This is a genomic window from Acinetobacter lwoffii, from assembly GCF_022967985.1.
Taxonomy (GTDB): domain Bacteria; phylum Pseudomonadota; class Gammaproteobacteria; order Pseudomonadales; family Moraxellaceae; genus Acinetobacter.
Genome location: NZ_JALJVC010000003.1, coordinates 92,817 through 117,250, shown reverse-complemented (window position 1 = coordinate 117,250; position 24,434 = coordinate 92,817). Strand labels below are relative to the sequence as shown.

General features: G+C 44.9%; 28 protein-coding genes. 20 read left to right on the top strand and 8 right to left on the bottom strand.

Annotation, left to right across the window (positions count from 1 at the left end):
• Positions 1–21: 21 nt before the first annotated feature.
• The 6 genes from MWG72_RS03485 to rdgB all read left to right on the top strand — a co-directional run bounded on the left by MWG72_RS03485 (position 22) and on the right by rdgB (position 6,014).
• Entirely contained in the window at positions 22–705 is a 684-nt protein-coding gene (locus tag MWG72_RS03485; RefSeq protein ID WP_224216997.1) for a Fe2+-dependent dioxygenase, read from the top strand.
• 427 nt (positions 706–1,132) lie between these two features.
• Positions 1,133–2,830 (top strand): 2-isopropylmalate synthase, encoded by a 1,698-nt coding sequence (leuA, locus tag MWG72_RS03480; RefSeq protein ID WP_247143237.1) that lies wholly within the window; start codon positions 1,133–1,135, stop codon positions 2,828–2,830.
• Positions 2,831–2,942: 112 nt separating this feature from the next.
• Entirely contained in the window at positions 2,943–4,103 is a 1,161-nt protein-coding gene (gene metX, locus MWG72_RS03475; RefSeq protein WP_247143236.1) for a homoserine O-succinyltransferase MetX, read from the top strand.
• Complete coding sequence (metW, locus tag MWG72_RS03470) at positions 4,103–4,696, top strand: methionine biosynthesis protein MetW (protein WP_004278415.1); 594 nt, start codon at positions 4,103–4,105, stop codon at positions 4,694–4,696. Before metX ends, metW begins: the two co-directional genes overlap by 1 nt.
• A complete protein-coding gene (locus MWG72_RS03465) occupies positions 4,693–5,283 on the top strand; it encodes a tetratricopeptide repeat protein (RefSeq protein WP_004647420.1) in 591 nt (196 codons plus the stop codon). The genes metW and MWG72_RS03465 overlap by 4 nt, the downstream gene beginning before the upstream one ends.
• Before the next feature lie 104 nt (positions 5,284–5,387).
• On the top strand, positions 5,388–6,014 hold the full coding sequence (gene rdgB / locus MWG72_RS03460) for an RdgB/HAM1 family non-canonical purine NTP pyrophosphatase (protein ID WP_184412655.1): 627 nt from the start codon (positions 5,388–5,390) through the stop codon (positions 6,012–6,014).
• 114 nt (positions 6,015–6,128) lie between these two features.
• On the opposite strand, the gene MWG72_RS03455 is transcribed toward rdgB, so the two are convergent.
• A complete protein-coding gene (locus MWG72_RS03455; RefSeq protein ID WP_247143235.1) occupies positions 6,129–7,010 on the bottom strand; it encodes an AEC family transporter in 882 nt (293 codons plus the stop codon).
• A 186-nt stretch (positions 7,011–7,196) separates the two neighbouring features.
• Here MWG72_RS03455 and tatA point away from each other — a divergent pair, with 186 nt between their 5' ends.
• From tatA to MWG72_RS03435, 4 genes are all read left to right on the top strand, one after another.
• Positions 7,197–7,415, top strand: a complete 219-nt coding sequence (gene tatA / locus MWG72_RS03450) for a Sec-independent protein translocase subunit TatA (protein ID WP_004729524.1) — start codon at positions 7,197–7,199, stop codon at positions 7,413–7,415.
• A 9-nt stretch (positions 7,416–7,424) separates the two neighbouring features.
• The gene (gene tatB / locus MWG72_RS03445) at positions 7,425–7,847 is read left to right on the top strand and encodes a Sec-independent protein translocase protein TatB (RefSeq protein ID WP_191112044.1); all 423 of its coding nucleotides are present in this window, start codon (positions 7,425–7,427) and stop codon (positions 7,845–7,847) included.
• Positions 7,844–8,620, top strand: a complete 777-nt coding sequence (gene tatC, locus MWG72_RS03440; protein WP_180037958.1) for a twin-arginine translocase subunit TatC — start codon at positions 7,844–7,846, stop codon at positions 8,618–8,620. Before tatB ends, tatC begins: the two co-directional genes overlap by 4 nt.
• Before the next feature lie 197 nt (positions 8,621–8,817).
• The gene (locus MWG72_RS03435) at positions 8,818–11,070 is read left to right on the top strand and encodes a PhoX family protein (RefSeq protein ID WP_247143234.1); all 2,253 of its coding nucleotides are present in this window, start codon (positions 8,818–8,820) and stop codon (positions 11,068–11,070) included.
• A 55-nt stretch (positions 11,071–11,125) separates the two neighbouring features.
• Here the strand turns inward: MWG72_RS03435 and MWG72_RS03430 are convergent, their stop codons facing one another.
• Positions 11,126–11,905, bottom strand: a complete 780-nt coding sequence (locus MWG72_RS03430) for an NRDE family protein (RefSeq protein ID WP_005245943.1) — start codon at positions 11,903–11,905, stop codon at positions 11,126–11,128.
• Positions 11,906–11,998: 93 nt separating this feature from the next.
• On the opposite strand from MWG72_RS03430, the gene lgt reads away from it, so the two are divergent.
• From lgt to MWG72_RS03415, 3 genes are all read left to right on the top strand, one after another.
• Positions 11,999–12,808: a prolipoprotein diacylglyceryl transferase gene (gene lgt, locus MWG72_RS03425; protein WP_005107931.1), complete on the top strand. Its 810-nt coding sequence runs from the start codon at positions 11,999–12,001 to the stop codon at positions 12,806–12,808.
• A gap of 92 nt (positions 12,809–12,900) precedes the next feature.
• Entirely contained in the window at positions 12,901–13,293 is a 393-nt protein-coding gene (locus MWG72_RS03420) for a hypothetical protein (protein ID WP_005107933.1), read from the top strand.
• Entirely contained in the window at positions 13,286–13,672 is a 387-nt protein-coding gene (locus MWG72_RS03415) for a hypothetical protein (RefSeq protein WP_247143233.1), read from the top strand. The genes MWG72_RS03420 and MWG72_RS03415 overlap by 8 nt, the downstream gene beginning before the upstream one ends.
• Positions 13,673–13,690: 18 nt before the next feature.
• Here MWG72_RS03415 and MWG72_RS03410 read toward each other — a convergent pair whose 3' ends face one another.
• Positions 13,691–14,206, bottom strand: coding sequence for a hypothetical protein (locus MWG72_RS03410; RefSeq protein WP_005107935.1), 516 nt, complete (start codon positions 14,204–14,206; stop codon positions 13,691–13,693).
• Between the two features lie 419 nt (positions 14,207–14,625).
• Here MWG72_RS03410 and MWG72_RS03405 point away from each other — a divergent pair, with 419 nt between their 5' ends.
• The 6 genes from MWG72_RS03405 (at position 14,626) to msrA (ending at position 19,130) form a co-directional block, all read left to right on the top strand.
• Positions 14,626–15,117 (top strand): lipocalin family protein, encoded by a 492-nt coding sequence (locus MWG72_RS03405; protein WP_247143232.1) that lies wholly within the window; start codon positions 14,626–14,628, stop codon positions 15,115–15,117.
• A gap of 182 nt (positions 15,118–15,299) precedes the next feature.
• On the top strand, positions 15,300–16,142 hold the full coding sequence (thyA, locus tag MWG72_RS03400) for a thymidylate synthase (RefSeq protein ID WP_004729505.1): 843 nt from the start codon (positions 15,300–15,302) through the stop codon (positions 16,140–16,142).
• Between the two features lie 200 nt (positions 16,143–16,342).
• Positions 16,343–16,855 carry a dihydrofolate reductase gene (locus MWG72_RS03395; RefSeq protein ID WP_247143231.1) on the top strand — a complete coding sequence of 171 codons (513 nt, stop codon included), beginning with the start codon at positions 16,343–16,345 and terminating at the stop codon, positions 16,853–16,855.
• 23 nt (positions 16,856–16,878) lie between these two features.
• Positions 16,879–17,928 (top strand): DUF4105 domain-containing protein, encoded by a 1,050-nt coding sequence (locus MWG72_RS03390; protein ID WP_247143230.1) that lies wholly within the window; start codon positions 16,879–16,881, stop codon positions 17,926–17,928.
• Between the two features lie 102 nt (positions 17,929–18,030).
• Positions 18,031–18,492: an META domain-containing protein gene (locus MWG72_RS03385; protein WP_247143229.1), complete on the top strand. Its 462-nt coding sequence runs from the start codon at positions 18,031–18,033 to the stop codon at positions 18,490–18,492.
• A 113-nt stretch (positions 18,493–18,605) separates the two neighbouring features.
• Complete coding sequence (gene msrA / locus MWG72_RS03380; RefSeq protein WP_155861704.1) at positions 18,606–19,130, top strand: peptide-methionine (S)-S-oxide reductase MsrA; 525 nt, start codon at positions 18,606–18,608, stop codon at positions 19,128–19,130.
• 64 nt (positions 19,131–19,194) lie between these two features.
• Here the strand turns inward: msrA and MWG72_RS03375 are convergent, their stop codons facing one another.
• The 5 genes from MWG72_RS03375 to MWG72_RS03355 all read right to left on the bottom strand — a co-directional run bounded on the left by MWG72_RS03375 (position 19,195) and on the right by MWG72_RS03355 (position 22,855).
• On the bottom strand, positions 19,195–19,599 hold the full coding sequence (locus MWG72_RS03375) for an ExbD/TolR family protein (RefSeq protein WP_004278434.1): 405 nt from the start codon (positions 19,597–19,599) through the stop codon (positions 19,195–19,197).
• The gene (locus MWG72_RS03370; protein ID WP_247143228.1) at positions 19,599–20,222 is read right to left on the bottom strand and encodes a MotA/TolQ/ExbB proton channel family protein; all 624 of its coding nucleotides are present in this window, start codon (positions 20,220–20,222) and stop codon (positions 19,599–19,601) included. The genes MWG72_RS03375 and MWG72_RS03370 overlap by 1 nt, the downstream gene beginning before the upstream one ends.
• Before the next feature lie 25 nt (positions 20,223–20,247).
• Complete coding sequence (locus tag MWG72_RS03365; RefSeq protein ID WP_180087234.1) at positions 20,248–21,015, bottom strand: energy transducer TonB; 768 nt, start codon at positions 21,013–21,015, stop codon at positions 20,248–20,250.
• A gap of 193 nt (positions 21,016–21,208) precedes the next feature.
• Positions 21,209–22,075, bottom strand: a complete 867-nt coding sequence (purU, locus tag MWG72_RS03360; protein ID WP_004278437.1) for a formyltetrahydrofolate deformylase — start codon at positions 22,073–22,075, stop codon at positions 21,209–21,211.
• A 48-nt stretch (positions 22,076–22,123) separates the two neighbouring features.
• Entirely contained in the window at positions 22,124–22,855 is a 732-nt protein-coding gene (locus MWG72_RS03355) for a TetR/AcrR family transcriptional regulator (protein WP_034437998.1), read from the bottom strand.
• Between the two features lie 115 nt (positions 22,856–22,970).
• Here MWG72_RS03355 and MWG72_RS03350 point away from each other — a divergent pair, with 115 nt between their 5' ends.
• A complete protein-coding gene (locus tag MWG72_RS03350; protein WP_004278439.1) occupies positions 22,971–24,419 on the top strand; it encodes a coniferyl aldehyde dehydrogenase in 1,449 nt (482 codons plus the stop codon).
• The last annotated feature ends 15 nt before the right edge of the window (positions 24,420–24,434 follow it).

The following is a 24,434-nucleotide window of genomic DNA, read 5'->3' as shown; positions in this document are numbered from 1 at the left end:
ACGATTATTCAGGGGTTTCTCGTGCTGCATCATATTCCAAATGTACTGAGCAAAGAACAGGTGCAATATTTCCGTGAGGAGATGAATAAGATTGAGTGGGTCAATGGCAAGGTTACCGCGGGTACGCTCTCTGCGACGGTGAAACAGAATCAGCAATTACCTGAAGATCATCCCCTGACCCAGCATTTAAGTACGATCATTCTTGAATCGCTGGGACAGCATGCTCTGTTTTTATCGGCGGCGATTCCACTGGATATTATTCCCCCGCTTTTTAACCGCTATGAAAATAATGAATCTTTCGGCTTTCATGTCGACAATTCGATTCGTCGTATTCGCGGCAGCAATGAACGCCTCAGAACGGATTTATCCTGTACGGTTTTTTTAAGTGAGCCGGACGAATATGTCGGTGGTGAACTGGTGGTCGAAGACACTTACGGTTATCACGAAGTGAAACTTCCTGCCGGTGATATGATTCTGTATCCGTCGACCAGCTTGCATGAAGTCACGCCAATCACTGCCGGTTGTCGAATTGCTTCATTTTTTTGGGTACAAAGCATGATCCGTGATGATGCAGAGCGGCATATGCTGTTTAATCTGGATCAGAGTATTCAAAATCTGAGAATGCAGCTGGGTGATCAGCATGCAGAAGTTATGAAACTGACCAATCTGTATCATAATTTAATGCGTAAATGGGCTGAACTTTAAAAGATGCCCTGACTTCAATGATCTTTGGAAATCACTGGATTTATTTTTTATTAAAATATACTGCGTTATGGCACTATTGAACGTAATAAATAACGCATTATGTCCAAATCAAGAAAATATAAAATACTATATTTAAAATAAGTGAAAATATTTTTCAATACTTAAACTTTATAAGAAAATCTTTATTACCATACGACTAAAATCCATAAAAATAGCAAAAACTTTTCGGGATAAGTGGATTAAACTTTAAATTATAAGTAAGGCATTTAGTGCATTTGGTAGAGCTAAACCACCAATATTTAGACCATATTTCAGGTTTGAACCAGACTGTCACTAAAACCCAATGAATAGACAAAATCTATGCCGCTGACCCACGCACCGCTTTAACCAAGATTACGGTACCCAAGTTAGCATAAGGAGCTCTCTCATGATGTTGGCTGATCCAAGTAAAAAATACCGTCGCATGTATCAACGTGTGGACTTACCAGACCGTCAATGGCCGAACAATGAAATCAACAAAGCGCCAATCTGGATGAGTACTGACCTGCGTGACGGTAACCAAGCGATCTTTGAGCCAATGAACATGGAGCAGAAATTCAAGATGTTCCAGATGTTGGTCAAAATCGGTTTCAAGCATATTGAAATCGGCTTCCCGTCAGCATCACAAATTGACTTCGATTTCACCCGTAAATTGATTGAAGAAGGTCATATTCCGGATGACGTTTATATCGAGGTCTTGGTTCAGGCACGTGATCACTTGATTCAACGTACCTTTGAATCTTTACAAGGTGCGAAACGTGCCATTGTACATATCTATAACTCTAACTCGCCGACATTCCGCAATAAAGTTTTGAATGTTGATGTTGAGGGTGCAAAACAGTTAGCCATTAATGCTGCACAAAAAGTGAAAGAATATGCCGCAAAACAGCCGGAAACTGAATTCGTATTTCAGTACAGCCCAGAATGTTTTACTGCAACCGAATTAGAAGTCGCGAAAGATGTCTGCGATGCCGTCACTGAAATCTGGGAAGCATCTCCAGAGAATAAAGTGATCTTAAACTTACCTGCAACGGTAGAAGTTTCAGGTCCACACGTCTATGCCGATCAGATTGAATGGATGCACCGCAATATCCAGCGCCGCGACGGCGTGATCATTTCTGTACATTGTCATAATGACCGTGGTTGTGGCATCGCGGCATCTGAATTGGCAATCATGGCTGGTGCTGACCGTGTTGAAGGCTGTGTCTTCGGAAATGGTGAACGTACCGGTAACGTCGACGTGGCTGCGATTGCCTTGAACATGTATACCCAGGGTGTAACACCGAATTTAGATTTCTCCAACATCAATGAAATCATTGCGACTGTGGAAGAATGTACCGGTTTACCTGTGCACCCGCGTCATCCATATGCTGGTGATTTGGTCTTCACAGCATTCTCGGGTTCACATCAGGATGCCATCAAAAAAGGTTTCGAGTTCCAGAAAAACGAAGAAATCTGGGATATGCCGTACTTGCCAATCGACCCCAAAGATTTGGGCCGTGACTATGACGCAGTAATTCGTGTCAATTCACAATCAGGTAAAGGCGGTATTGCCTACTTGTTAGAATCGAACTACAACGTGATCTTGCCGCGTCGTTTACAGATTGAATTCTCTCAGATCGTACAAAAACGTACCGATGAGCAAGGCACTGAAATCAGTGCGACTGAAATCTGGAAGTTGTTCAAGGAAACTTATGTGGATGCTAAAAACGTTCACTATTCTGCGAAAAACTACAAATTGTCAGATGATAATGGCAATCAGGTGATTGAGCTTGATCTTGAAATTGATGGCCAGTCACGTCGTGTTCGTGGTGAAGGCAATGGTCCAATTTCTGCGATTTTGGATGCACTTCAGTTACCGATTGATGTTGTAAACTATGAAGAGCGCAGCATCAGTTCTGGTGCACATGCCAAAGCTTTGGCCTTGATCGAACTTCAGGTAAAAGGTACCGGTAAATCTGCCTTTGGTGCAGGGGTACATGACAACATCGTGACCTCTTCCATCGAAGCGATTATTGCCTCGACCAACCGTCTGATTGATCAAGGTGTGTTAAGCACCGATCAGGTGATTGCTGCTGCCGTCTAAACACGGTATTAGAATTAGCAATAATCCATAGCATTAAAAAGACTTTAGAAGGATACCTGCAAATGGTATCCTTTTATTATTCATACTCAAGATTTTAAGGCGAATCCCTCCCGTGTCTTTTCCAGCTGACTCAGTGGGCATTGTTGTCCCACAAAAGTTCCAATTTGAAGAGCCGTTAGAGCTTGAATGCGGTCGCATCCTCCCCCGTTTTGAACTGATGGTTGAAACTTATGGCGAACTCAATGCCGATAAGTCCAATGCCATTCTGATTTGTCATGCCCTTTCCGGTCATCACCATGCCGCAGGTTATCATCATGAAGATGATAAAAAACCAGGCTGGTGGGATGCCTGTATTGGCCCCGGAAAAGCCATTGATACGTCAAAATTCTTTGTGGTTTCACTGAATAATATTGGTGGCTGTAGTGGTTCGACCGGCCCAACTTCTCCGAACCCGGAAAATGACAACCGCCCTTATGGTCCTGATTTTCCTTTAGTGACTGTACGGGACTGGGTCAAAACCCAAGCCCTGCTTTCTGACCGTTTAGGGATTGATACCTGGGATGCCATCATTGGCGGTTCACTGGGTGGCATGCAGGCATTGCAATGGTCAGTGGATTATCCAAACCGTTTAAGAAAATGCGTGATCATTGCCAGCGCTCCAAAGCTTTCTGCACAGAATATTGCCTTTAACGAAGTGGCACGTCAGTCGATTTTGTCAGACCCGGATTTCCATAATGGTCGTTATCTGGAAAATGACAGCTATCCAAAACGTGGCCTGATTTTGGCACGTATGGTCGGTCATATTACCTACCTGTCCGAAGAAGCCATGAAACAGAAATTTGGCCGCGATTTAAAATCAGGCAAATTTATGTATGGTTTCGATGTCGAATTTCAAGTCGAAAGCTATTTACGTTATCAGGGTGAGCAGTTCAGCCGTAACTTTGATGCCAATACCTATCTGATCATGACCAAAGCGCTGGATTACTTTGATCCGTCGCGTGAATATGAACAGTCGCTCAAAAAAGCCATGGCCAATACCCAGTGCAAATTCCTGGTGGTGTCATTCACGACTGACTGGCGTTTTACTCCTGCCCGCTCACAGGAAATCGTGGATGCTTTAATTAGCAACCATAAACCTGTGAGCTATCTGGATATTGATGCCGAACAGGGTCATGACTCTTTCCTGTTCCCTATTCCGCTCTATGTAAAATCTTTGCGTGCATTCCTGGGTGGTGAAGAACACCTGAAAGCAACACCAAAGGAGGCCGTATAATGCGTATCGATCAACAACTCGCTGAAAAGTGGATCAAGCCCGGTTCTAGCGTACTCGACCTCGGGTGTGGCGACGGTGAACTGCTGGCACAAATGAGTAAAAAGCACGATATTCGTGCATACGGATTAGAAATTGATCAGGAAAAGATTGCAATTGCGGTCAGTCGCGGGTTAAATATCATCCAGCAGGACTTAAACCTCGGTTTAAGCCGTTTTGCCGACCAGTCTTTTGACAATGTGGTCATGGCACAAGCTTTGCAGGCTGTAGATGCACCTGACGTATTATTGCGTGATATGGTGCGTGTGGGGAAACAGGCCATTATTACCTTTCCGAACTTTGCACATTGGAAGACCCGGTCTTTCTTGGCAATCAAAGGGAGAATGCCGGTTTCTGAAGCCTTGCCGTATATGTGGTATAACACCCCGAATATCCACTTATGTACATTTCGTGATTTTGAAGCACTTTGTGCGGAAAATAATATCAAAATTATTAATCGACTCGCTGTGAACGGGAATCAAGAAGATAGTTTGCTGAGCAAGCATCTCCCGAATCTATTTGGTGAAGTCGCAATTTATCGAGTGAGCGCGCTATGAAAAAATTATTATTAAGTACGACGCTACTGGCTGGACTTTTTGGCATGCAAGCCCATGCAGATTATGTTGCACCGAGTCCTTCTGTTGCCAGTCAAGCGGCTCAGTATTCCATCATGGATATCAACAGTCTGACCAAAGCAGCGAAAGCTGGTCAGGCCGGTGCACAGTTTTATCTGGCCACCAAATACCAGTATGGTAAAGACATCCAGAAAGATGAACGTCAGGCCTTTGCCTGGTATAAAGCTGCTGCGGATCAAGGTCTGGCAGTTGCACAGCTGAATGTTGGCCGTATGCTGGCCGATGGTATTGGCACCAGAAAAGATGAAGCGCTGGCACGTCAGTATTTTGAAAAAGCGGCCAGCCGTGGCGATAACCGTGCCAGCTTTAACCTGGCAATGATGGAAGAGAAAAAGAAAAACTACATGGGTGCGTACCAGTGGTATGAACTTTCTACCCGTGATGGCATGCTCGACAATAAGGTGATTACGCTGTCGGAAGGCAGAAAAACTGCCTTGGCGGCGAATTTAACCCAAGAGCAGATCCGTCAGGCGCGTGATCGTGCCGACAGATGGATTCAGGCACAATAAGCTGAATGGTATAAATAGCACCTTCGGGTGCTTTTTTATTGCCGCAAATTCTTCATCCGTTGCTAAAATAACACCCATTCTTTATCTAATAATGAGTTTTTGACATGGCTGCAACTGACTGGTTATCCCAAGGCACACTGGTATTGGCGAGTAATAACAAAGGTAAAATTGCCGAGTTTGAAAAACTGTTTGCCGAGTTACAACTGCCGGTTGAAGTCGTGGCTCAGGGCAAGTTGAATATCGAAGATGCGATCGAAGATGGTCTAAGCTTTGTCGAAAATGCCATTATTAAGGCTCGCCATGCTTCTAAAATTTCCGGAAAACCTGCTATTGCAGATGATTCAGGTATTTGTGTGCCTGTTCTTGGAGGTGCTCCCGGCATTTACTCGGCTCGTTATGCCGGTGAGCATGGCAACGATGCCGCCAATAATGAAAAACTGCTGGCCGATCTCAAACCCTTACGCCAAGAGGGTGAAGCAATTGAGGGTATGTTTGTTTGTGTACTGGCACTGGTCCAACATGCCGAAGACCCCTTACCGCAAGTCTTTCAGGGTGTCTGGCACGGGGAAATTCTGGAAGCTGCACGTGGTGAAAATGGTTTTGGCTATGACCCGTTGTTCTGGTTACCTGAACTGGGTATTGCTAGTGCTGAAATGAGTAAGGAACAGAAAAACAAAATCAGTCATCGTGGACAAGCGATGCAGTTTTTTAAGGCGAGTTTGGCGAAGTAAGTTCCGCCTCTCATTACCCCTCTCCCTTTGGGAGAGGGCTGGGGTGAGGGATTTTTAAAATACACCTCTCCCCTTGCGAAACAGCGTTTCTCATCTCCTAAAAAGAGAGGGAATCTATAGTGTAGGCATCAATACATGCACGACTGCCCCATATAGGGCAATCAAGATCGCACTGGCCAAAGTTCCCGAGGCAATATATTTGGCGGAATGGCCCGTTCCCTGATAATGGGTTTCCAGTGCCACAATATTGGCTGCAGGCGGCAATAAAAAGAACATCAGCATTACCGCATAAGTCAGCGTCTGCTGTGGAATCGGCAAATAAAAATAAGCTGCGCCACACAGTAAAACAGCAAATAGCCCACGACAAAAAATAAGTTGCAGACTGCGCATTAAATCGAAGCGGCTGATCCGCACATTGCTTAGCCACATCCCCAGTACACACATACCACTAAAAGTCACCAGCACTTTATTGGCTTGATACAGTATCTCGACCCAAGCCACTTGTTGCCAGTGATTCAAATCCCAAAATGACAATAAAGCTGCCATCGACAAAGCGACCACCGGAGGTGAGAACAACACATTTTTTAAAATATAACGCGTGTCTTGTCTGGCTTCACTGACTGCCATCACCGCACAGACATTGCCAAACAAGGAACCACCGATGTACAGGGCAACTACGGTACTGGTCGCTTGCGGGCCAAAAACTGCCAGTGCAAAAGGAATTCCCAGCCATGCCCCATTTAAATAGCTCAGGCATAAGGCACGCAGTTTATTTTTCAGGGTGAAATAAAACAAGGCAAAGAATACGCAGGAACAGAAAAAGCTGAAGGCAATCAGCCACAAACTGCTCTCTTGGTAAAACACCATATTGTAAATAATCAGTACCGGAATCAGGACCCGTGCCAATAAAGCTGCCAAGAGAGGGCGAACCGGTTTTAAATATTGCACACCCCAGTAACCGATCAGAAAAGACAGGAGGGGAAGAATCAAGGCCATGACAATGCTGCTGAGATTTCCATATCAGGCTGTATGCTAGCACAGCATACTTTTCATTGAATTATGAATTTTTTTATATGAGTGATTCATTCCCCTGCTGCCGTGTCGGCAAACTGTCATCAAAGCGTCACCGCGCTGTCATACAAGCCTGCTGAGATAGGTACATAAAATATAGAGGATAAAATAATGGCAGGATTATCAATTTGGCATGTGCTGATTTTTGCAATTGTGGTGATTTTATTGTTCGGTACATCAAAACTTAAAAATCTGGGTAAAGACGTCGGCGGCGCGATTAAAGACTTTAAAAAATCAGTCAAAGATGAAGAGGCTGAACAGGCCAAGCTTGCAGAGCCGCGCACCATTGATGCCCAGGTCAAAACGCCTGAACATTCGGTTAAAAGTTAAGAGTTCGCTATGCTCAATATCGGAATGACCGAGCTGCTGATTTTCGGGATTATTGCGCTTTTGGTCCTTGGACCAGATAAGCTTCCGGAAGCAGTACGTTTTGTCGGAACATGGTACGGCAAGATCAAGCGTATGGTGAGCAATGTTCAGAATGATCTTGATCGTGAATTGCGCCTGTCCGAGCTACGTGAACAGATGCAAGCTGAAATGCAACGGATTCAGGAACTGGAAGCCAAGATGCAGGCACAAATGACAGATTTGCAGCAGCCGATTGCAGCTGATCAAGTAAAAATAAAACCTCAGTCTGCTCAGCCCTTGCTCAGCTATCAGCCGGTGCAACAGCCCGTATCCTCCGTGTATTTACCTAAGCCTACAGCAATTCAAACCATGATTTCAGAACAACGCTATACAAAAATGAAGGTGGCCGTATGACATCCTTACCGACCACACCCGCCTCAAATGATGCTGCAGCGCTGAATCTTGAACAGATGCCGATTACCCAGCATTTGATCATCTTAAGAAAGCATCTGTTTAAAGTGGTTGCTGTCCTGATTGGCCTGTTTTTCTGCTTATTACCCTTTGCCAATCAGACTTACCAAGGGTTGTCCGAACCCTTGCGTGCACAGCTACCTGCCAGCTCAACCATGATTGCCACAGATGTCACTGCAACCTTCATGGCACCTTTTAAGCTGAACTTCTTTGTCGCGCTGATGATCGCGATGCCGTTTATCCTGTATCAGCTTTGGACCTTTATTAAGCCTGCGTTGTATGCCAAGGAAAAGAGCCTGGCCTTGCCACTTTTGATCGGCAGTATCGTGCTGTTTTATACCGGCATCAGCTTTGCCTACTTTGTGGCATTGCCCTCAATTCTGCATTTTTTTATCAGTGTTTCGCCGGAAACTGTGGCACCGATGACCGACATTAACAGTTATCTCAGCTTCTGTTTAAAGCTGTTTCTGGTCTTTGGTTTTACCTTTGAAATTCCTATTATTACCCTGGTTCTGATCTTGATTGGCGCAGTTTCGACACAGACTCTGGTAGAGAAACGGCGCTTTATTATTGTGGGCTGCTTCTTTGTAGCGATGTTTGTCACCCCTCCGGATGCCCTGTCGATGATCATGCTGGCTGTCCCGATGTGGCTACTGTTTGAACTGGGTTTGCTGGCAGGGAAACTGATTGAAAAACGTCGGTTAAAGACTGAATAACAATAACCAGCCAAAACAACAAAAATATCGACTTACTCAGGCAGCTCTGGCTGTCTTTTTGTTTTTTTAATTTAAATAAAATACTGATTTATTTAACTTTAATGAAATATTTTCTTAAGATTACTGTCATATCCCAAGCTTAAGGTATTGAAAACTTCTACACCACCAAGCACTTATTTTTTAATTGGGACTTTAAAATGAAAAATGAAGACATGATACCTTGCCAGGATCTGGTTGAAGACAGTAACAACTCAAACAACACGCACTTCCAAACGATTCTGGATCAATATACTAGTCGCCGCAGCTTTATTGCAAAAACTACAAGTGGGGCAATGGCATTAGCATTTGCAGCAACAGTCAGTGGTTGTTCAGATGATGATAATGATTCTGGTACTCCTGACGGTAATCCAACTACACCGCCAGACACCACTAACCCAGATCAACATGCCTGGAGTGATCTAAAAGCACGTCCGAATAAATTAGTCTTTGAGCCGGTTCGCAAGAATACCCAAAACTTCTTCAGTGTTCCTGAAGGTTATGAGCTCAAAGTATTGTATGCGGTCGGCGATCCAATCAACCCTGCTTATCCAGAAAAGACCGATGCAACCTTAGCTTCTGGTGCTTCTTACCAGTTCCGTTCAGGCGATAACCATGATGGTATGAGCTTCTTCGGTATGCATCCAACCAACAAAAATTATGCTGCCAAAGAATCAACACAAGGTTTACTTGTTTTAAACCACGAATATCTACAACAATCTCAGCTCCATACACCAGAAGGTACAATTACCATCGATGGTGTACGTCCAGAAGATCAGGTACTCCGTGAAGTGAATGCGCATGGTGTTTCTGTTATTGAGATCAGCAAAGATGCAAATACACAAGACGTTAAAATCAACTTAAATTCTAATTTTAACCGTCGTATCACTGCAGCAACCGAGATGGAAATTAATGGACCAGCGCGTGGTTCTGACCTCGTCAAAACTATTTTCTCACCAGATGGGACGTTGACTCGCGGTACCTTTGCCAACTGTGGTAATGGTTATACGCCATGGGGAACTTACTTAACGGCTGAAGAAAACTGGAGTGGTTATTTCGCTCGTCAAGCCAACGACACCCGCGCTATTGCAAAAGAAGAAATTTCATTATCTCGTTATGGTCGTGGTGGTACTGATGCCCATTCGTCTCAGTACCGCTGGAATACTCCTGTTGCTGAATTAACCGGTGATAAAGGACTTTATGATCGTTGGGATATTTCAGTTAAAGGCGCAAATGCTTTAGCAGATTATCGTAATGTCATGAATACCTGTGGCTTCATTGTAGAAATTGATCCATTTAGCGCGACTACACATCCAGTTAAACGTACTGCACTGGGTCGTTTTGCACACGAAGACTGCCGCTGTAGCAACCCTATTCCGGGTCAGCCATTAGCGTTCTATATGGGTGATGACGCGACCGGCGAATATATCTATAAATTTGTTTCTGAAGCCGTCTGGGATCCGAAAGACGTCAATGGTGGTTATACTGCTGGTGATAAATACATGGATAAAGGGACATTATATGTCGCTAAATTCAATGATGACGGTACAGGTGAATGGCTAGAACTGACTCATGGCAAAAATGGTTTAACTACTGCCAATGAAATCTATCCATTTGCAGGCCAGGATGACATCGTCATCAATGCCCGTCTTGCTGCTGACCATGTTGGTGCGACCAAAATGGACCGTCCAGAATGGGTTGCCGTGAATCCCGAAAATGGTGAAGTGTATGTAACCTTAACCAACAACAGCAACCGTGGTCGTGCATATGAAACTGATGCTGCCAACCCACGTAGCTACATCGACTTTAAAGGTTCAAGCGCCAGCAATTCAGGCAATATGAATGGTCATATCATTCGTTTCAGTGAAGCTAAAAATACAGTTACAGCGACAAGTTTTGCTTGGGATATTTTCCTGTTCGGTGCAGAAGCACGTGCTGCTTCTAACATCAACCTGTCAGGTCTGGATGATTTAAATGACTTCTCCAGCCCGGATGGCATGTGGTTCGATCCGCGCGGTATTCTGTGGATTCAGACGGATGATGGTCAGTACACCGATGAAACCAACTGCATGATGTTGGCAGCACTTCCGGGTACTGTGGGTGATGGTGCTAAAGCGCTTGCAGCCAGCACCAAAGCAGAAGGACAGGAAACCTTTGTTGGTGCCAAACTCAGCAATGATCGTGTTCGTCGCTTTTTGACTGGTCCATCGAGTTGTGAAATTACCGGCGTGACTATTACCCCGGACTATAAAGCGATCTTTGTCAACGTTCAGCATCCAGGGGGTGCATGGCCAGCCAACCAAAGCGAGCGTTATAGCCGTTTAGGCAAAGTACCTCGCTCTGCAACTGTGGTCATTACCCGTAAAGATGGTGGCGCCATTGCGGGTGAGGCTTTGGAACAAGCGAGCGTATAAAAAAGCTGTTATTCAAAAATGCCGACGTCAAGTCGGCATTTTTTATATCCGGTGATTATTTCAGGCTAATTATTTTCTCAATAGTTTGACCTGCGGTCGCACCTTGTTGTGACTTCTCGATCCAGTGCCATCGTCCCTGCTGCATTCTCAAAAAATTTGAGCAGCGGGTGCCATAGGCCGGACTCTGAATAAAAGTCGAAGACAGCAGCTGTTCCATTTCCACGGAGATGCCGGTATCTGGCAGAAGTTCAGGAATCACCTTACGTTCATCTTCCAGAATATCCCAGACTGCATGACACAAATCTGCTTCTGCGATCTCCTGGTGTTGCAGCATCGGTAAAAATTCCTGGGTAAAGCGTTTACGTAAATGTCGGGTCTTGTACCAGTCTTCACTCATCAGGCCATTCGAAACCACATAGACGCCATGCGCCAGTACTTGTGGTGCTTCACCGCGATTGCTCATATACACCGCCTGATCTTGGTCGCCGATAAACAGGTTAAAGCCGGCATAGTCACACTGGCGTTGTTCCAGATCTTGAGCAAAACGAATCGGCGTTAAGTCAGAATCTAAAAAGTTCTGGATGATATGTCCACGTGAAGTCGGATAATGCCCTTTGTCCTGCCCATCACGAAAATTGGTAATCACCGCCCAGCGACCAGAAGCCGTAATCCCCATCCAGGTGCCGCCCGACTGTAGATCCTGTCCGGCAATTATCGGACTATTCTCCCATTCATGCAGCTCCTGCGTAGGACGCTGATAGAACTCATCCCGATTTGAAATCAGACATAATGAGCTCTGATCCAGAACCCGCCAAGCCAATGCCACGATACACATAATTTACGCTCTCGATCTTTACACATTGAATGTACAACATTTTTCTTTGCTTTAAGCTAAAATCTGTGCAAAACAGAATCACAAGGAACAGGAATGCTCACCTATCCCAATATTGATCCCGTCGCGATTTCGCTCGGGCCCTTACAAGTCCACTGGTATGGACTGATGTACTTACTGGCATTTTTATTTGCCTGGGGATTGGCGACGTTTCGCGCCAAACAACGTGGCTGGACACCGGATATGGTGTCTGACCTGATTTTCTTCGGTGCACTCGGTGTGATCATCGGTGGCCGTGTCGGTTATGTCTTCTTCTACGGTTTTTCCCAGTTCCTGGCCGATCCTTTATGGCTGTTCCAGATCTGGACCGGCGGTATGAGTTTCCATGGCGGTTTCCTCGGGGTCATTCTGGCCATGTTGTGGTGGTGCAAGAAATATAAGATGACCTGGTTCCAGACTCTGGATTTTATCGCACCTTGCGTACCGACAGGCTTGATGTTTGGCCGGATTGGTAACTTTATAGGTGGCGAACTGTATGGCCGTCAGGTCACCGACCCAAACTTTGCCTGGGGCATGATTTTCCCGACTGATCCGCTGCAACTGGTTCGTCATCCATCTCAACTCTATCAGGCACTATGTGAAGGCCTGATCCTGTTTATTGTACTGTGGTGGTTCAGCTCGAAGCCACGTCCACGTATGGCAGTTTCTGCGCTGTTCCTGATCGGTTATGGCCTGGCACGTTTTGTGGTTGAGTTCTTCCGTGAGCCGGACAATGGCCAACTGTTTATTGGCTGGATGAGCAAAGGACAATTCCTGAGCCTACCAATGATCCTGATTGGCTTATGGATGATGTGGTATGCCTACCAGAAGAAAATATATGACTGGGGTCCACAAAAAAATAGCTGAGAAAATCGCGTAATTTAGCGAGGCAGAGGCCTCGCTTTTTTATACTCAAAATATGCTAAAGTGCCGATTATCTCTTCTATTCTTTCATCATTATGCTTGAGTTCTGGTTTAATCCGCAGGTGTCTGTTCTCAAAAAACTGTTGATCTTTATTGTGATTGCAGCGACAGCTGCAGGCTTGTACTGGATGGAACCGCTGCCCTTAGATTCTATTTTGATGTTTGTCGGTACCGGCATCATTTTTCTGATCTGTCGTTACTGCAAAATCCACTTTGCCAGCAAAAATCCGACCGGTTTGCTGTATAGATTACTGACCTGGATTCCAATTGCCTTATTGATTGCTTTAGTTTTTATGAATATGCAACAGGGCGAAATCCTGATTCCGGGTGCACAAGGCATTGCCTTTATGGCACTGGCAATTTGTCTGTTTTCTCCACTGTCCCTGCTCAATCAGAACAAATCAGATGCAGGTTCACCTCATGCTTGAGTTCTGGTATTCGGAACGCTGTAGCCGTCAAATCAAACTCATCGCCATCATCGCGACCTGTATTTTGATTTATACAGCATCGACTGTGGCCCAGTTAGATCCGGTATTTGTGGGGGTGAGTTTAGCGATTGGAATTGTCGTGCATTTACTACACCATTTCCGCCTGAAAATCTCAAAATCCAATCCCTATGCAAATGGCTTTAGCGCCTTGAGCCGGGTCATCCCCATCATTGCCTTAATTACCCTGTTTGGCTATTTACCAGAACAGCACCAGCAATGGGGCAAATTTGCCTTGGGTCTGCAATGTCTTGGCTTTGCCGCGATTGGATTATTTATCGTTTCAATCTATGAAAGCCGTGCGAAGCGTTTTGAGGAATGATCACTTCGCAGTGTTTTCTTAGAAGTAAGTTTCCAGACGATAGTAACTATAAGTCACGTTTTTATTGCGATAAACCGCATGATCTCGCTGTTTAAAATCCGATACCCAGGCACTACCTGAATAAGCCGCGATATGTCCATATTTATGTCCCTGAGTACGGTCAATAATATAGATATCGCCTTTTTTCGGCCGATCAAAAGAAGCATTAATTTTCTTATAACCCAGCTGCATCAGGGTACTTCCCCAATCTGCTGCTGCGACCGGATGATTCACAATTTTCGCACCAGAAGATTGCAGACCGACACGAATACTGCGCGCACATTTCTGTGTACTGGTATTTCGGGTAATGCCTTGCAGATAACTGGTAAATTTCTCGATATTGATACGATGGCCATTGCTTACGCCTGAAGCGTTACGGACAGTGGCTTTTTGGGATGACTTTTTAGGTCTTTGCTCCGATTGGGAACGCACCATGATATTCGCTTGGACAGGAGCATATACTTCGCTCATGTTTACTTGATGATCATAGATCATGCCTTAACAACCGCTCCTCGCCTGTAATTTAGGCTTTCATATTGTTAACAAGCCGAGAATACTAGTCGTTTAAATGTTATCTTTCACATTAAAAATGTAAATAAATTTGTCTATTTTTCCGGCATTCAAATTAAGCCGTTCTTTCTAATACAGTTACAAAACCCATTATCTTTGCAAAAAAAAATGTAAAGCAAAGCTAACTCCGACGCCTTGCAAAGCGTTTTCAGCCTGAAATAGAGAAAATGAGCCGTTACTTTTTTCTACTCAAACGTGTGGATTTAGTCTGTAGCTCGGCCATTTTCAGACAGTATTTCACTACATGATTACATCATTTTGAGCTTTACCGCCTGTATTACACTGATGCGGCATTTTTAAACCTTGAACTAAACTTTAAATATTGAACTAAACGGAGAAGAAAAATGAGTCAGACTTTAAGTGCCGTTTCAAATTTTAATTTAGAACAATATTTAGGCACCTGGTATGAAATTGCACGCTTGCCGATGAAACATCAACCTGAAGACAGCACCGATATTTCTGCGGTATATAGCTTGAATGAAAATGGCAAGGTTCGGGTTCAAAACCGTTGTCTGGATGGCGATGGCAAACTGGATGAAGCCATTGCTGAAGCGACCATTGTCGATGCAGAACATGCCAAGCTCGAAGTCAGCTTTTTACCTGAAGGCCTGCGTTGGATTCCGTTCATCAAGGGTGATTACTGGGTATTAAAAATCGACCCCGATTATCAGACCGCGCTTGTAGGCGAACCGAATAAAGAATATTTATGGCTACTGCATCGCGGTACCAGTCTGGATGAAACCATTCAACGCGAATATTTAAGTTATGCAGAATCTTTGGGATATGATCTGTCTGATCTGATTCATACCGTCCATACGGGCCATAAAACCGCTTAAACTGCAATCAAAAGACCTCTATCAGGAGGTCTTTTTTATTCTCAATTTGGGCGATGAAAGCTCATCAAAAAATGCTATGATGTGCGCAATTTAAATTGTCCCTTTCGACAGAAAATTGATTATAAAATAATCCATTCTGCTGTTAAAACGGCGATTTTCAACAGATTCAAATAGAGAGAACTATGCGCCAATATCTTGACCTTTTACAACATATCCTCGACAACGGCGGCGATAAAGGCGACCGTACCGGTACAGGTACACGTTCGGTATTTGGTCATCAGATGCGCTTTGATCTTTCCCAAGGTTTTCCTTTACTCACCACCAAAAAAGTTCATTTCCGTTCTATCGTGATTGAATTGTTGTGGTTTCTGAAAGGCGATACCAATGTTCAATATTTAAAAGACAATAAAGTCTCGATTTGGGACGAATGGGCGACCGCAGAACAGACTGCGCGTTTTGGCCGTCCTGAAGGCGAACTTGGTCCAGTTTACGGTCACCAATGGCGTAATTTTGGTGCCAGCAAAAATGCAGACAATAGCTATAATCAGGACGGTTTTGACCAGATCAAATGGTTGATCAATGAAATTAAAACCAATCCAAATTCGCGTCGTCTGATTATCTCTGGCTGGAACCCGAATGAAGCAGGTCAGGTCGCATTACCCCCTTGCCATACCCTGTTCCAGTTCTTTGTACACAATGGAAAATTGTCTTGTCAGTTGTATCAGCGCAGTGCTGATGTATTTTTGGGTGTGCCATTTAATATTGCCAGCTATGCCTTGTTGACGCATATGATCGCGCAAGTCTGTGATCTGGAGGTTGGTGACTTTGTCTGGACTGGTGGCGATACCCACTTGTACAGCAACCATTTTGAACAGGCACAATTACAGCTCAGCCGTGAGCCACTCGGCCTTTGTCAATTAAAACTAAATCCCGAGATTAAAGACCTGTTCGATTTCAAATTTGAAGATATCGAAATTGTCGGTTATGAATCTCATCCAGGAATTAAAGCCCCTGTCGCTGTTTAATTTTCTTTATTATAAAGTTCCCCCTCCTCCTAGGAGAGGGCTAGGAAGAGGTTTTTTACCACGCGTGAATCGCCACCTCCTTTCAAAATATATTCCTAGCCCTAAAGCATGAAGGCAATCAATATAGATTTTTAACCTTTCTTTCGTACCAGTAAAAAATTACACGAAGGACTTTGGGCTTGATAAGAAGGATTCAATACATGTCATTTCAAGATTTAGAAGTTGTACACGTCGTTGCCATGGATCAGCAGCGTTGTATCGGCAAGGGCAATGACCTACCTTGGCATATCTCTGCCGACCTGAAACACTTCAAGGAAATCACCCAAGGCGGTGTGGTGGTGATGGGTCGCAAGACACTAGAATCGATGGGACGTACCTTGCCTAAACGGGTGAATTGGGTCATTACCCGTGATCCAGACTGGGCATTTGCAGGCACCAAAGTCGCTTATAGCATTGAAGATGCGCTGAGTCAGGCCGTTGCAGATGTAAAGGCTTCAGAAAAACCTGAAACCATTTTCATCATTGGTGGTGGTGAAATCTTTAAACAGACTATGGATATTGCAGACCGTCTGGAACTGACCCATGTCGAACTGGATGTACAGGGCGATGCCTATTATGCAGCGATTCCAGCAGAATTTAAAAAAGTCGCTGCCGAGCAACATATCGACGACAAAACCGGCATTGCTTTTGAGTTCGCAACCTATAGAAAATAAAGCCTATTTCTCATGAAAAAGTGATGATGCAGGGACGCGAATACATCTCCAGACATTGGAGTCTGTGGCTACTGGGCAGCCTGTTTACTTTATTCGTCCTTCTGTCGAGCCTGTGGTTCAGCCTGATGCTCTGGGTTCATCAACCCCTCGGAAAAATCGGCAGCTTGATGCTGATTGGACTCTGGCTGACCTTTGCGCTGGTCGTTCTCGGGATTTATTTCACCCGGCATCTGATCTCCCGCCAAGTGGATAGCGTTCTTTATCTTCTGGCCTTTTTATTCTGTCTGCTAGGATATTTCAGTCTGGAAGCGCGTCAGGATCGAGAGTGGAATCCTGAGGTTTCCCAGCTTCTGCATTATGAGCAGCAAGGCGATCAGGTTACCTTACATAATATCCGCAACTTTGACTGGCAGGCCGATGGTCGCTATATCGAACGCTGGGAAAGCCGCAGTTTTGATCTGAATCAGATTACTGGCGTGAACATCATTACTTCCTACTGGATGGGGCCTAAAATTGCCCATACCCTGGTCAGCTTCGATTTTGCCAATCAAAAGCCACTCACCTTCTCGATTGAAATCCGCAAGGAAAAGAATGAAGAGTTTTCAGCGATTGGTGGCTTTTTCCGAAAATATGAACTGAGTCTGGTCGCATCGGATGAAAAGGATATTGTCTATACCCGTAGCAATGTCCGTGGTGAACAGGTCTATTTTTTCCCAGTCAAAATGCCGCAAGCTCAGGCTAAAGCGCTATTCAAGGAATATCTACGTCAGGCCGATGAGCTGGCCCAAAAGCCAAAATGGTACAATACCCTGACCAGTAATTGCACCACACTAGTCTTTGATATGGTTCAGGCGATATCGCAACAACAGCTACCCTCAGATTACCGGTTGCTGGCCTCCGGCTATTTACCGAATTATCTCTATGATCTTAAAGTACTGGAACAGTCTTGGGATATGCACACTTGGTATCAACGGGCACATGTCAATCCACGGGTAGAACGCACCGCTAATCTCTCCAGTCAGGACTATTCAAGACTCATGCGACAAGGTCTACCAAAACCCGACATGCAATAACTGTGTAGCAAATCCACTTCAATAAAGATACAAAATCAACTGGAACCTTGATCATTTTTTTGTTTATATACAAACAGCTAGTCAATGATCAGAGTATCTCTCATGCTAAAAAAATTAACTGCAATCGCGATTTTAGGCTCGGTTTTAACGGTCATGGGCTGCGAAACTGTGCCTAATACAGCCACGACACAAACCGTGAATCATTTACAACTTTTGCAAAATCGTACCTGGATTGCGACCCAGATTGGCAATACTGAAATCAAGACTGCGCCAACCGCACGCAATGTTCCGAGTCTGCAATTTGATGCCAGTACCCAGCGCGTTTCAGGTTCAGATAGCTGTAACCGGATTATGGGTAGCTATACAGCAGCAAAAGACACGCTGACCCTGAGCCAGATGGCCACTACCCGTATGGCTTGCATGAACAACGATCAGCTTGATCAGAAATTTAATGAAGCTTTAGCCAAAGTGACTCATTATCAAGTGTTTGGTAAAACCTTAAAATTACTGGATCGCCATGGAAATCTCTTGATCCAGCTGGAAAGTGCTGTTCAGCCGCGTTAATACTTCCCTACAACAAAAAGCCTGTATGGACAGGCTTTTTTATCTTTCATACTGATGAGCTGGAATTTAACCATCAGCCCGATTGAGTTATTTAATTGAATGAGGAATCAACCATGCAACAGGCACTTTTCGGTGGGGGATGCTTTTGGTGTACTGAAGCCGTATTTTTACAGATTCAGGGAGTTCAGCAAGTCGTCAGCGGTTACGCAGGTGGTCATACGACTGAGCCAAACTATGATGATGTCTGTGGTGGCAATACCGGCCATGCCGAAGTCATTCTGATCGATTTCGATGAAAACCAGATTAACTATAACCAATTGCTCGATGTCTTTTTTGCGACCCATGATCCAACCACATTAAACCGTCAAGGCAATGATGTCGGCACCCAGTATCGTTCTGTGATTTATTATCTGAATGATGAACAGCAGCAACAGGCGCAGCAGGCGATCGATGCTCTGAAAGCCGATGGCATCAATATGGTGACTGAACTCAGTCCTGCCCCGACTTTCTATCCGGCGGAAGACTATCATCAAAACTTCTTTGCCAAGAACCCGACCCAGGGCTATTGCAATTTTGTCATTCCTCCAAAATTGAATAAATTACGCAGCAAATTTACGACCCTCTTAAAAACCCATTAAGTTTCATGAAAAATGGGCATAAAAAAAGCGACTGCAATCAGTCGCTTTTTTTATTACCTAAATCTTAGTTATCAGTTGCAAAAGCAATATCGCTGAGTCCGGCTCCACTCGCACGCGACATGACTTGCGCCACAGAGTCATAACGTGATTCTTTATCCGCTTTCAGCACAATGGTCGGCTGACGTTCAGCTTGGCCCGCTTCATTAAAACGGGTTTCAAGCTGCTCTAGCGTCAATACATCGCCATTCCAGGCAATGTCACCTTCGGCATTGATGCTGATCGTGACATTTTCAGGCGGCAGATCGATAATCTCCGCAGTCGTTTGTGGCAAGGTTAATGGAATTGATGGGTTCGCAACGGTCGCTGTCACCAGAAAGATGATCATCAATACCAACATAATGTCGATGAGGGGAATGAGGTTCATCTCATTCATGCCTACATCGTTGTCTTCACCCAGTTGAAAAGCCATTAAGCTTGACCTCCCACGAAACTCTGTTGTGTTACTTTTTCATCAGACTTTTTTGCAGCAGATTCCTGTTGCAGCATGGTATCAATCAACAGACCGTGTGCCTGATCCTGTAACTCGTGTGCCAAGCCACGATTAGCACGTACACAGATGTTATAAGCCAGTACCGCAGGAATTGCGACTGCCAGACCTAAGCCAGTCATAATCAATGCTTCACCGACTGGGGTTGCTACTTGTGCCAGACCGGCCTGACCACTTTTACCAACAGCAACCAGCGCATGAAAGATACCCCATACAGTACCGAACAAACCGACAAATGGAGAAATTGATGCGATGGTACCCAAAACTGATACACCTTTTTCGGCATTGGCTTTTTCTGCTGAAATCTGGCGTAACAGCGCCTGTTCTGCCACTGCCTTACGCTGTTCAAAGCCCAAAGGAGCCAGTTTGGTTTTCAGTTGCTCCAATGCCTTAGATAACTGAGTATAGGCAATCTGTTTCAGTTGGCGAGTGCCCATCAAACGCAGCACAAAAATGGTCCATGTCGCAATCGACATTGCCAATAACACGAAATACAGCGTTTTACTGACTGCATCAGCGTGTTGCCAATAAACTGAAAAGTTCATATTCGAACTCCTAATGGGTGAGCCGTTATTTAACCTGAAAATCGAAAGGCTGTTCCACGCGTGTTGGATAAGCCACACCATTTTCAACATATTTGGTGAGTTGTGCACGACGTACCGCTGCTTCTACTTTGCGCGTTACCGCCGGGCTACAACTTGAATTTCGTGCAGTCGCAGAGACCACTTTACCCTGCTCATTCGCTGAAACATCTACTACCAGTGAACAGGCTGATTTTAATTCACCTGCAGAGAGTGAGACTTTTGGTGAACGCTGCCAGGACACGCCCCCACCAATTGATACACTTTTCGGGGATGGCGCAGCAGCAGGTGCTGGCGGTGTCACAGGCGCAGGTGGCGCGACCGGAGCAGGTGCCGGTTTAATTTTAGTTTCAGTGACCACTGTCGGTACAACCGGACTTGGGGTTGGTTTTGCTTCAACTGGTGGTGCTTTAACCACTTTTGGCGCTTCAGCCTTTTTCACCTGCTCGATTTTTTCTACTTTTTTCGGTGGTGGTGGCAGCGGTTTATCGACAATTTTGACTTCTTTAGGCTTAGGCGGCTCTTTTTGTGGCTCGGCCTTCGGCTTTGGCGGTAAAGGTTTTGGCGCTTCCTGGAGTTTAACAAAGCGCACTTTTAAGGGTTGCTTATCAATAGGTGTCAGCTCAGGTGCTTTCATCTGGCTGATCGCATATAACACACCCACATGCCCAACCAGTACAGCCGCCACGATAGAGATGACTTTCTTTTTCATCTGATTCGGCGGTGTAGGCATTTGGGGCGCAGCAACTTGACTCATTAAATCTATTACCTTGAGGAGATGATGTGGAACAAACTATCAAGCTCATCGGTTAGCACAATTAAAGTATGTCAATAATAAATGAGAAGTGTTTTCATTTGCAACCGCTAATCCTACCTTTGACTGACTTTTTTTGCATCAAAACAAAAAAAGGCACACTAAAAGTATGCCTTTTTAAAACTCAATGCAAGTCTTATTGGAACACGACAGTCTTGTTGCCATCGACAATAATACGGTCTTCCAGATGCCATTTTACCGCACGGGCCAATACATTACGTTCTACGTCCTGACCGAGTTCACGTAACTGCTCAACAGTAAAGTCATGGTTCACGCGCTCCACATCCTGCTCAATAATCGGACCTTGATCCAGATCAGCAGTCACATAGTGCGCAGTTGCACCGATCAGCTTCACGCCTTTTTCATAGGCCTGTTTGTACGGATTGGCACCTACAAAAGCCGGCAGGAAAGAATGGTGAATGTTGATCACTTTCATTTCCCACTTGCTGACAAATTCTTCATCCAGAATCTGCATATAACGCGCCAGCACCAGTAAGTCATTGCCCTGCATCAACTGGTCGATTTCTGCATAAGCTTCAGGTTTGTTGTCTTTGGTCACCGGCACGACTTCGAATGGAATGCCAAAGTTTTCAACTGCTTCGCGTAAAGTCTCGTGATTCGATACCACTTTGGTAATTTCACAAGGTAGGCCACCACGCGCATGACGCCATAACAGCTCAAGCAAGGCATGATCGACCTTAGACACCAGAATACCGACTTTTTTCACGTCACTGACCAGAGCCAGACGCCATTGCATGCCATAGCGTTCTGCCACATTCGCTGCAAAAGTCTGGGTAATACTTTCTTTACGACTTTGAAGATTATCTAATTCAAATTCAACGCGCATGAAGTAACGTCCGCCCTGCGCTGCTGTCGCATATTGGTCAAGCGCAGTAATGTTGGCACCTTGATGATACAAGAAGCTCGAAACAGCCTGCACGATGCCCGGCTTGTCTTCACAAGTAATCAATAAACGTGCGGTGTTAGCAGTCGTCATATTCATGTTGATTTAAGTCACTAATCAGTTAAATTAAAAAATAAGCCGAGTATTCTAGCGCGTTTCTTGGATATTCTGAATAGTTTGTTCAGATTCAGAATCTTTAGACGACGACAGGCTGGCAAAAAGTTCCGAAGAGCCCAAACTACTCAATAAACCTTCATAGGTTTGACGACTTTCACCACGTAAATACGCCCCTTCCAGGAATACCATTTGACGGAGTGCCTGCCAGACCCATTTTTCTTCCAGCGTATTGGAATCGGTCAAATGACCTGACATATACAGGAAATTGGTCCAGTTGGTCAGTACAATCCACAGGTTAATGATCAGTGCTTCAATTTCTGAATCGGTCATGTCCATCAGGCCTGCATTAACAAAGCCTTTATAGATTTTCTGGCCCTGCTGCATGACCTGCCCTGCAAAGCGTGGATACATCTTGCGAAAATCTTCGTTATTTTCTACCAGATGATAGACATCACGATGCAGGAAACGGTAAGCCCATAACTGGCTGCTCAGTACCTGAAAATAATGCACCTTGTCATTGGCATCCAGCGCACGGTCATCCGGCAGCGCCAGCATTTCCAGGGTCTGGTGCTGGTACTGTTCCATCAATTCTTTAATAATTTCATTTTTATTGCGGAAATGATAATACAGGTTACCCGGGCTCATGCCGAGTTCAGCCGCAATGTGATTGGTGGTTACCGATCGTTCGCCACGCTCGTTAAACAGCTGCAAACTGAGCTGCAAGATACGCTCTTTAGTTTTTAAGGTTTTGGTTTGGGACATCCTAAAATAACCATTCAGTTCATGCATTAGCAGGCTAACACACAAAGTCACTTGACTAATTAGAGTATTTGCTCTAAAAATTAATTAATCGATTTTTGAATAATGGTAGTGCGGCATGAACAGTCACACAAAAACAACATCAATGACACCACATTTTTTTGATAGCCAATATCTGAATGAAGTCTTGGCGCAACAAAAACACGCTTACTTACACTACCCTCTGCCGACTGCAAAGGAACGTATCGATCGTTTAGCTCGACTTAAGCGTATCTTAGTTAAGTATCAAGATCAATTTGCTGATGCAATTAATCAGGACTATGGTAACCGTTCAATCGGGGAAACCAAGATTGGTGAACTGCTCACCTGTCTGGAACATATCAAATATTACAGCAAAAACCTGACCCGGTGGATGAAACCCTCCAAGCGTCATGTCGGCATTATTCATCAGCCGGCCAAAGCCTGGGTACAATATCAGCCTTTAGGCGTGGTTGGGATTATCGCACCATGGAACTATCCGCTGTTGTTGTCGATTGGCCCCCTGATTTGCGCACTGGCGGCCGGCAACCATGCCATGATCAAAATTTCCAGTGCATCCGCTGCCTTTGGTGAAGTTTTAGAAAAAGCTTTGGCTGAAGCCTTCCCTAAAGAATTGGTCGCTGTGGTGAATGGTGGCGGTGTGATTTCAGATGCTTTCTGTCGTTTGCCTTTCGATAAACTGATTTTCACCGGCTCAACTGCAGTCGGTAAAACCGTCATGGCAGCCGCTGCCGAAAATCTGGTGCCGGTGATTCTGGAACTGGGCGGTAAATCGCCAGTACTGGTGCATCCATCGATTGATCTGCGCGATGTCGCGCAGCGGATTGCGGTGGGCAAACTCTGGAATGCCGGTCAGACCTGTGTAGCGCCAGACTATATGTTCCTGCCTCTCGGAAAAACTGCCGAGTTCATTGATCACTTTAAAGCCTGTGTCGAAAGCATGTATCCGGATATCACCCATAATCAGGATTACACCTCGATTATTAATGTCAAACAATATAACCGTCTGCAAGGCTATCTGGATGATGCGCGTGAACAGGGTGCGCAAGTCATTGAAATTAATCCGCGTAGTGAAAATTCGGCTGATCTGCGCAAGATTGCACCGACCATCGTGACCAATGTCACCCCGATGATGCAAATCATGCAGCATGAAATCTTCGGTCCGCTGTTGCCGATCATGGAATATGATCAAATTGACGATGTCATCGACTTTATTAATAGCCGTCCGCGTCCACTTGCTTTATACTACTTCGACTTTGATCAGGCGCGTGCCGATTATGTCGCACAGCGTACCCATTCAGGGCATTTCGGGCAAAATACGGTACTGACCCATGTTGCGCAGGACGATCTACCATTTGGGGGTGTCGGTGCATCAGGTATGGGTAAATACCATGGCCCAGAAGGCTTCTTCAGTTTGTCGCATGAACGCTCAGTAATGTCGAATCCAAAGCTGTATAGCTTGAAATACATTCTGCCACCGTTTAATAAACCGATTCACAAGCTGATTTCGAAGACACTTCTCCGCTAAATGATCAAGGCATGA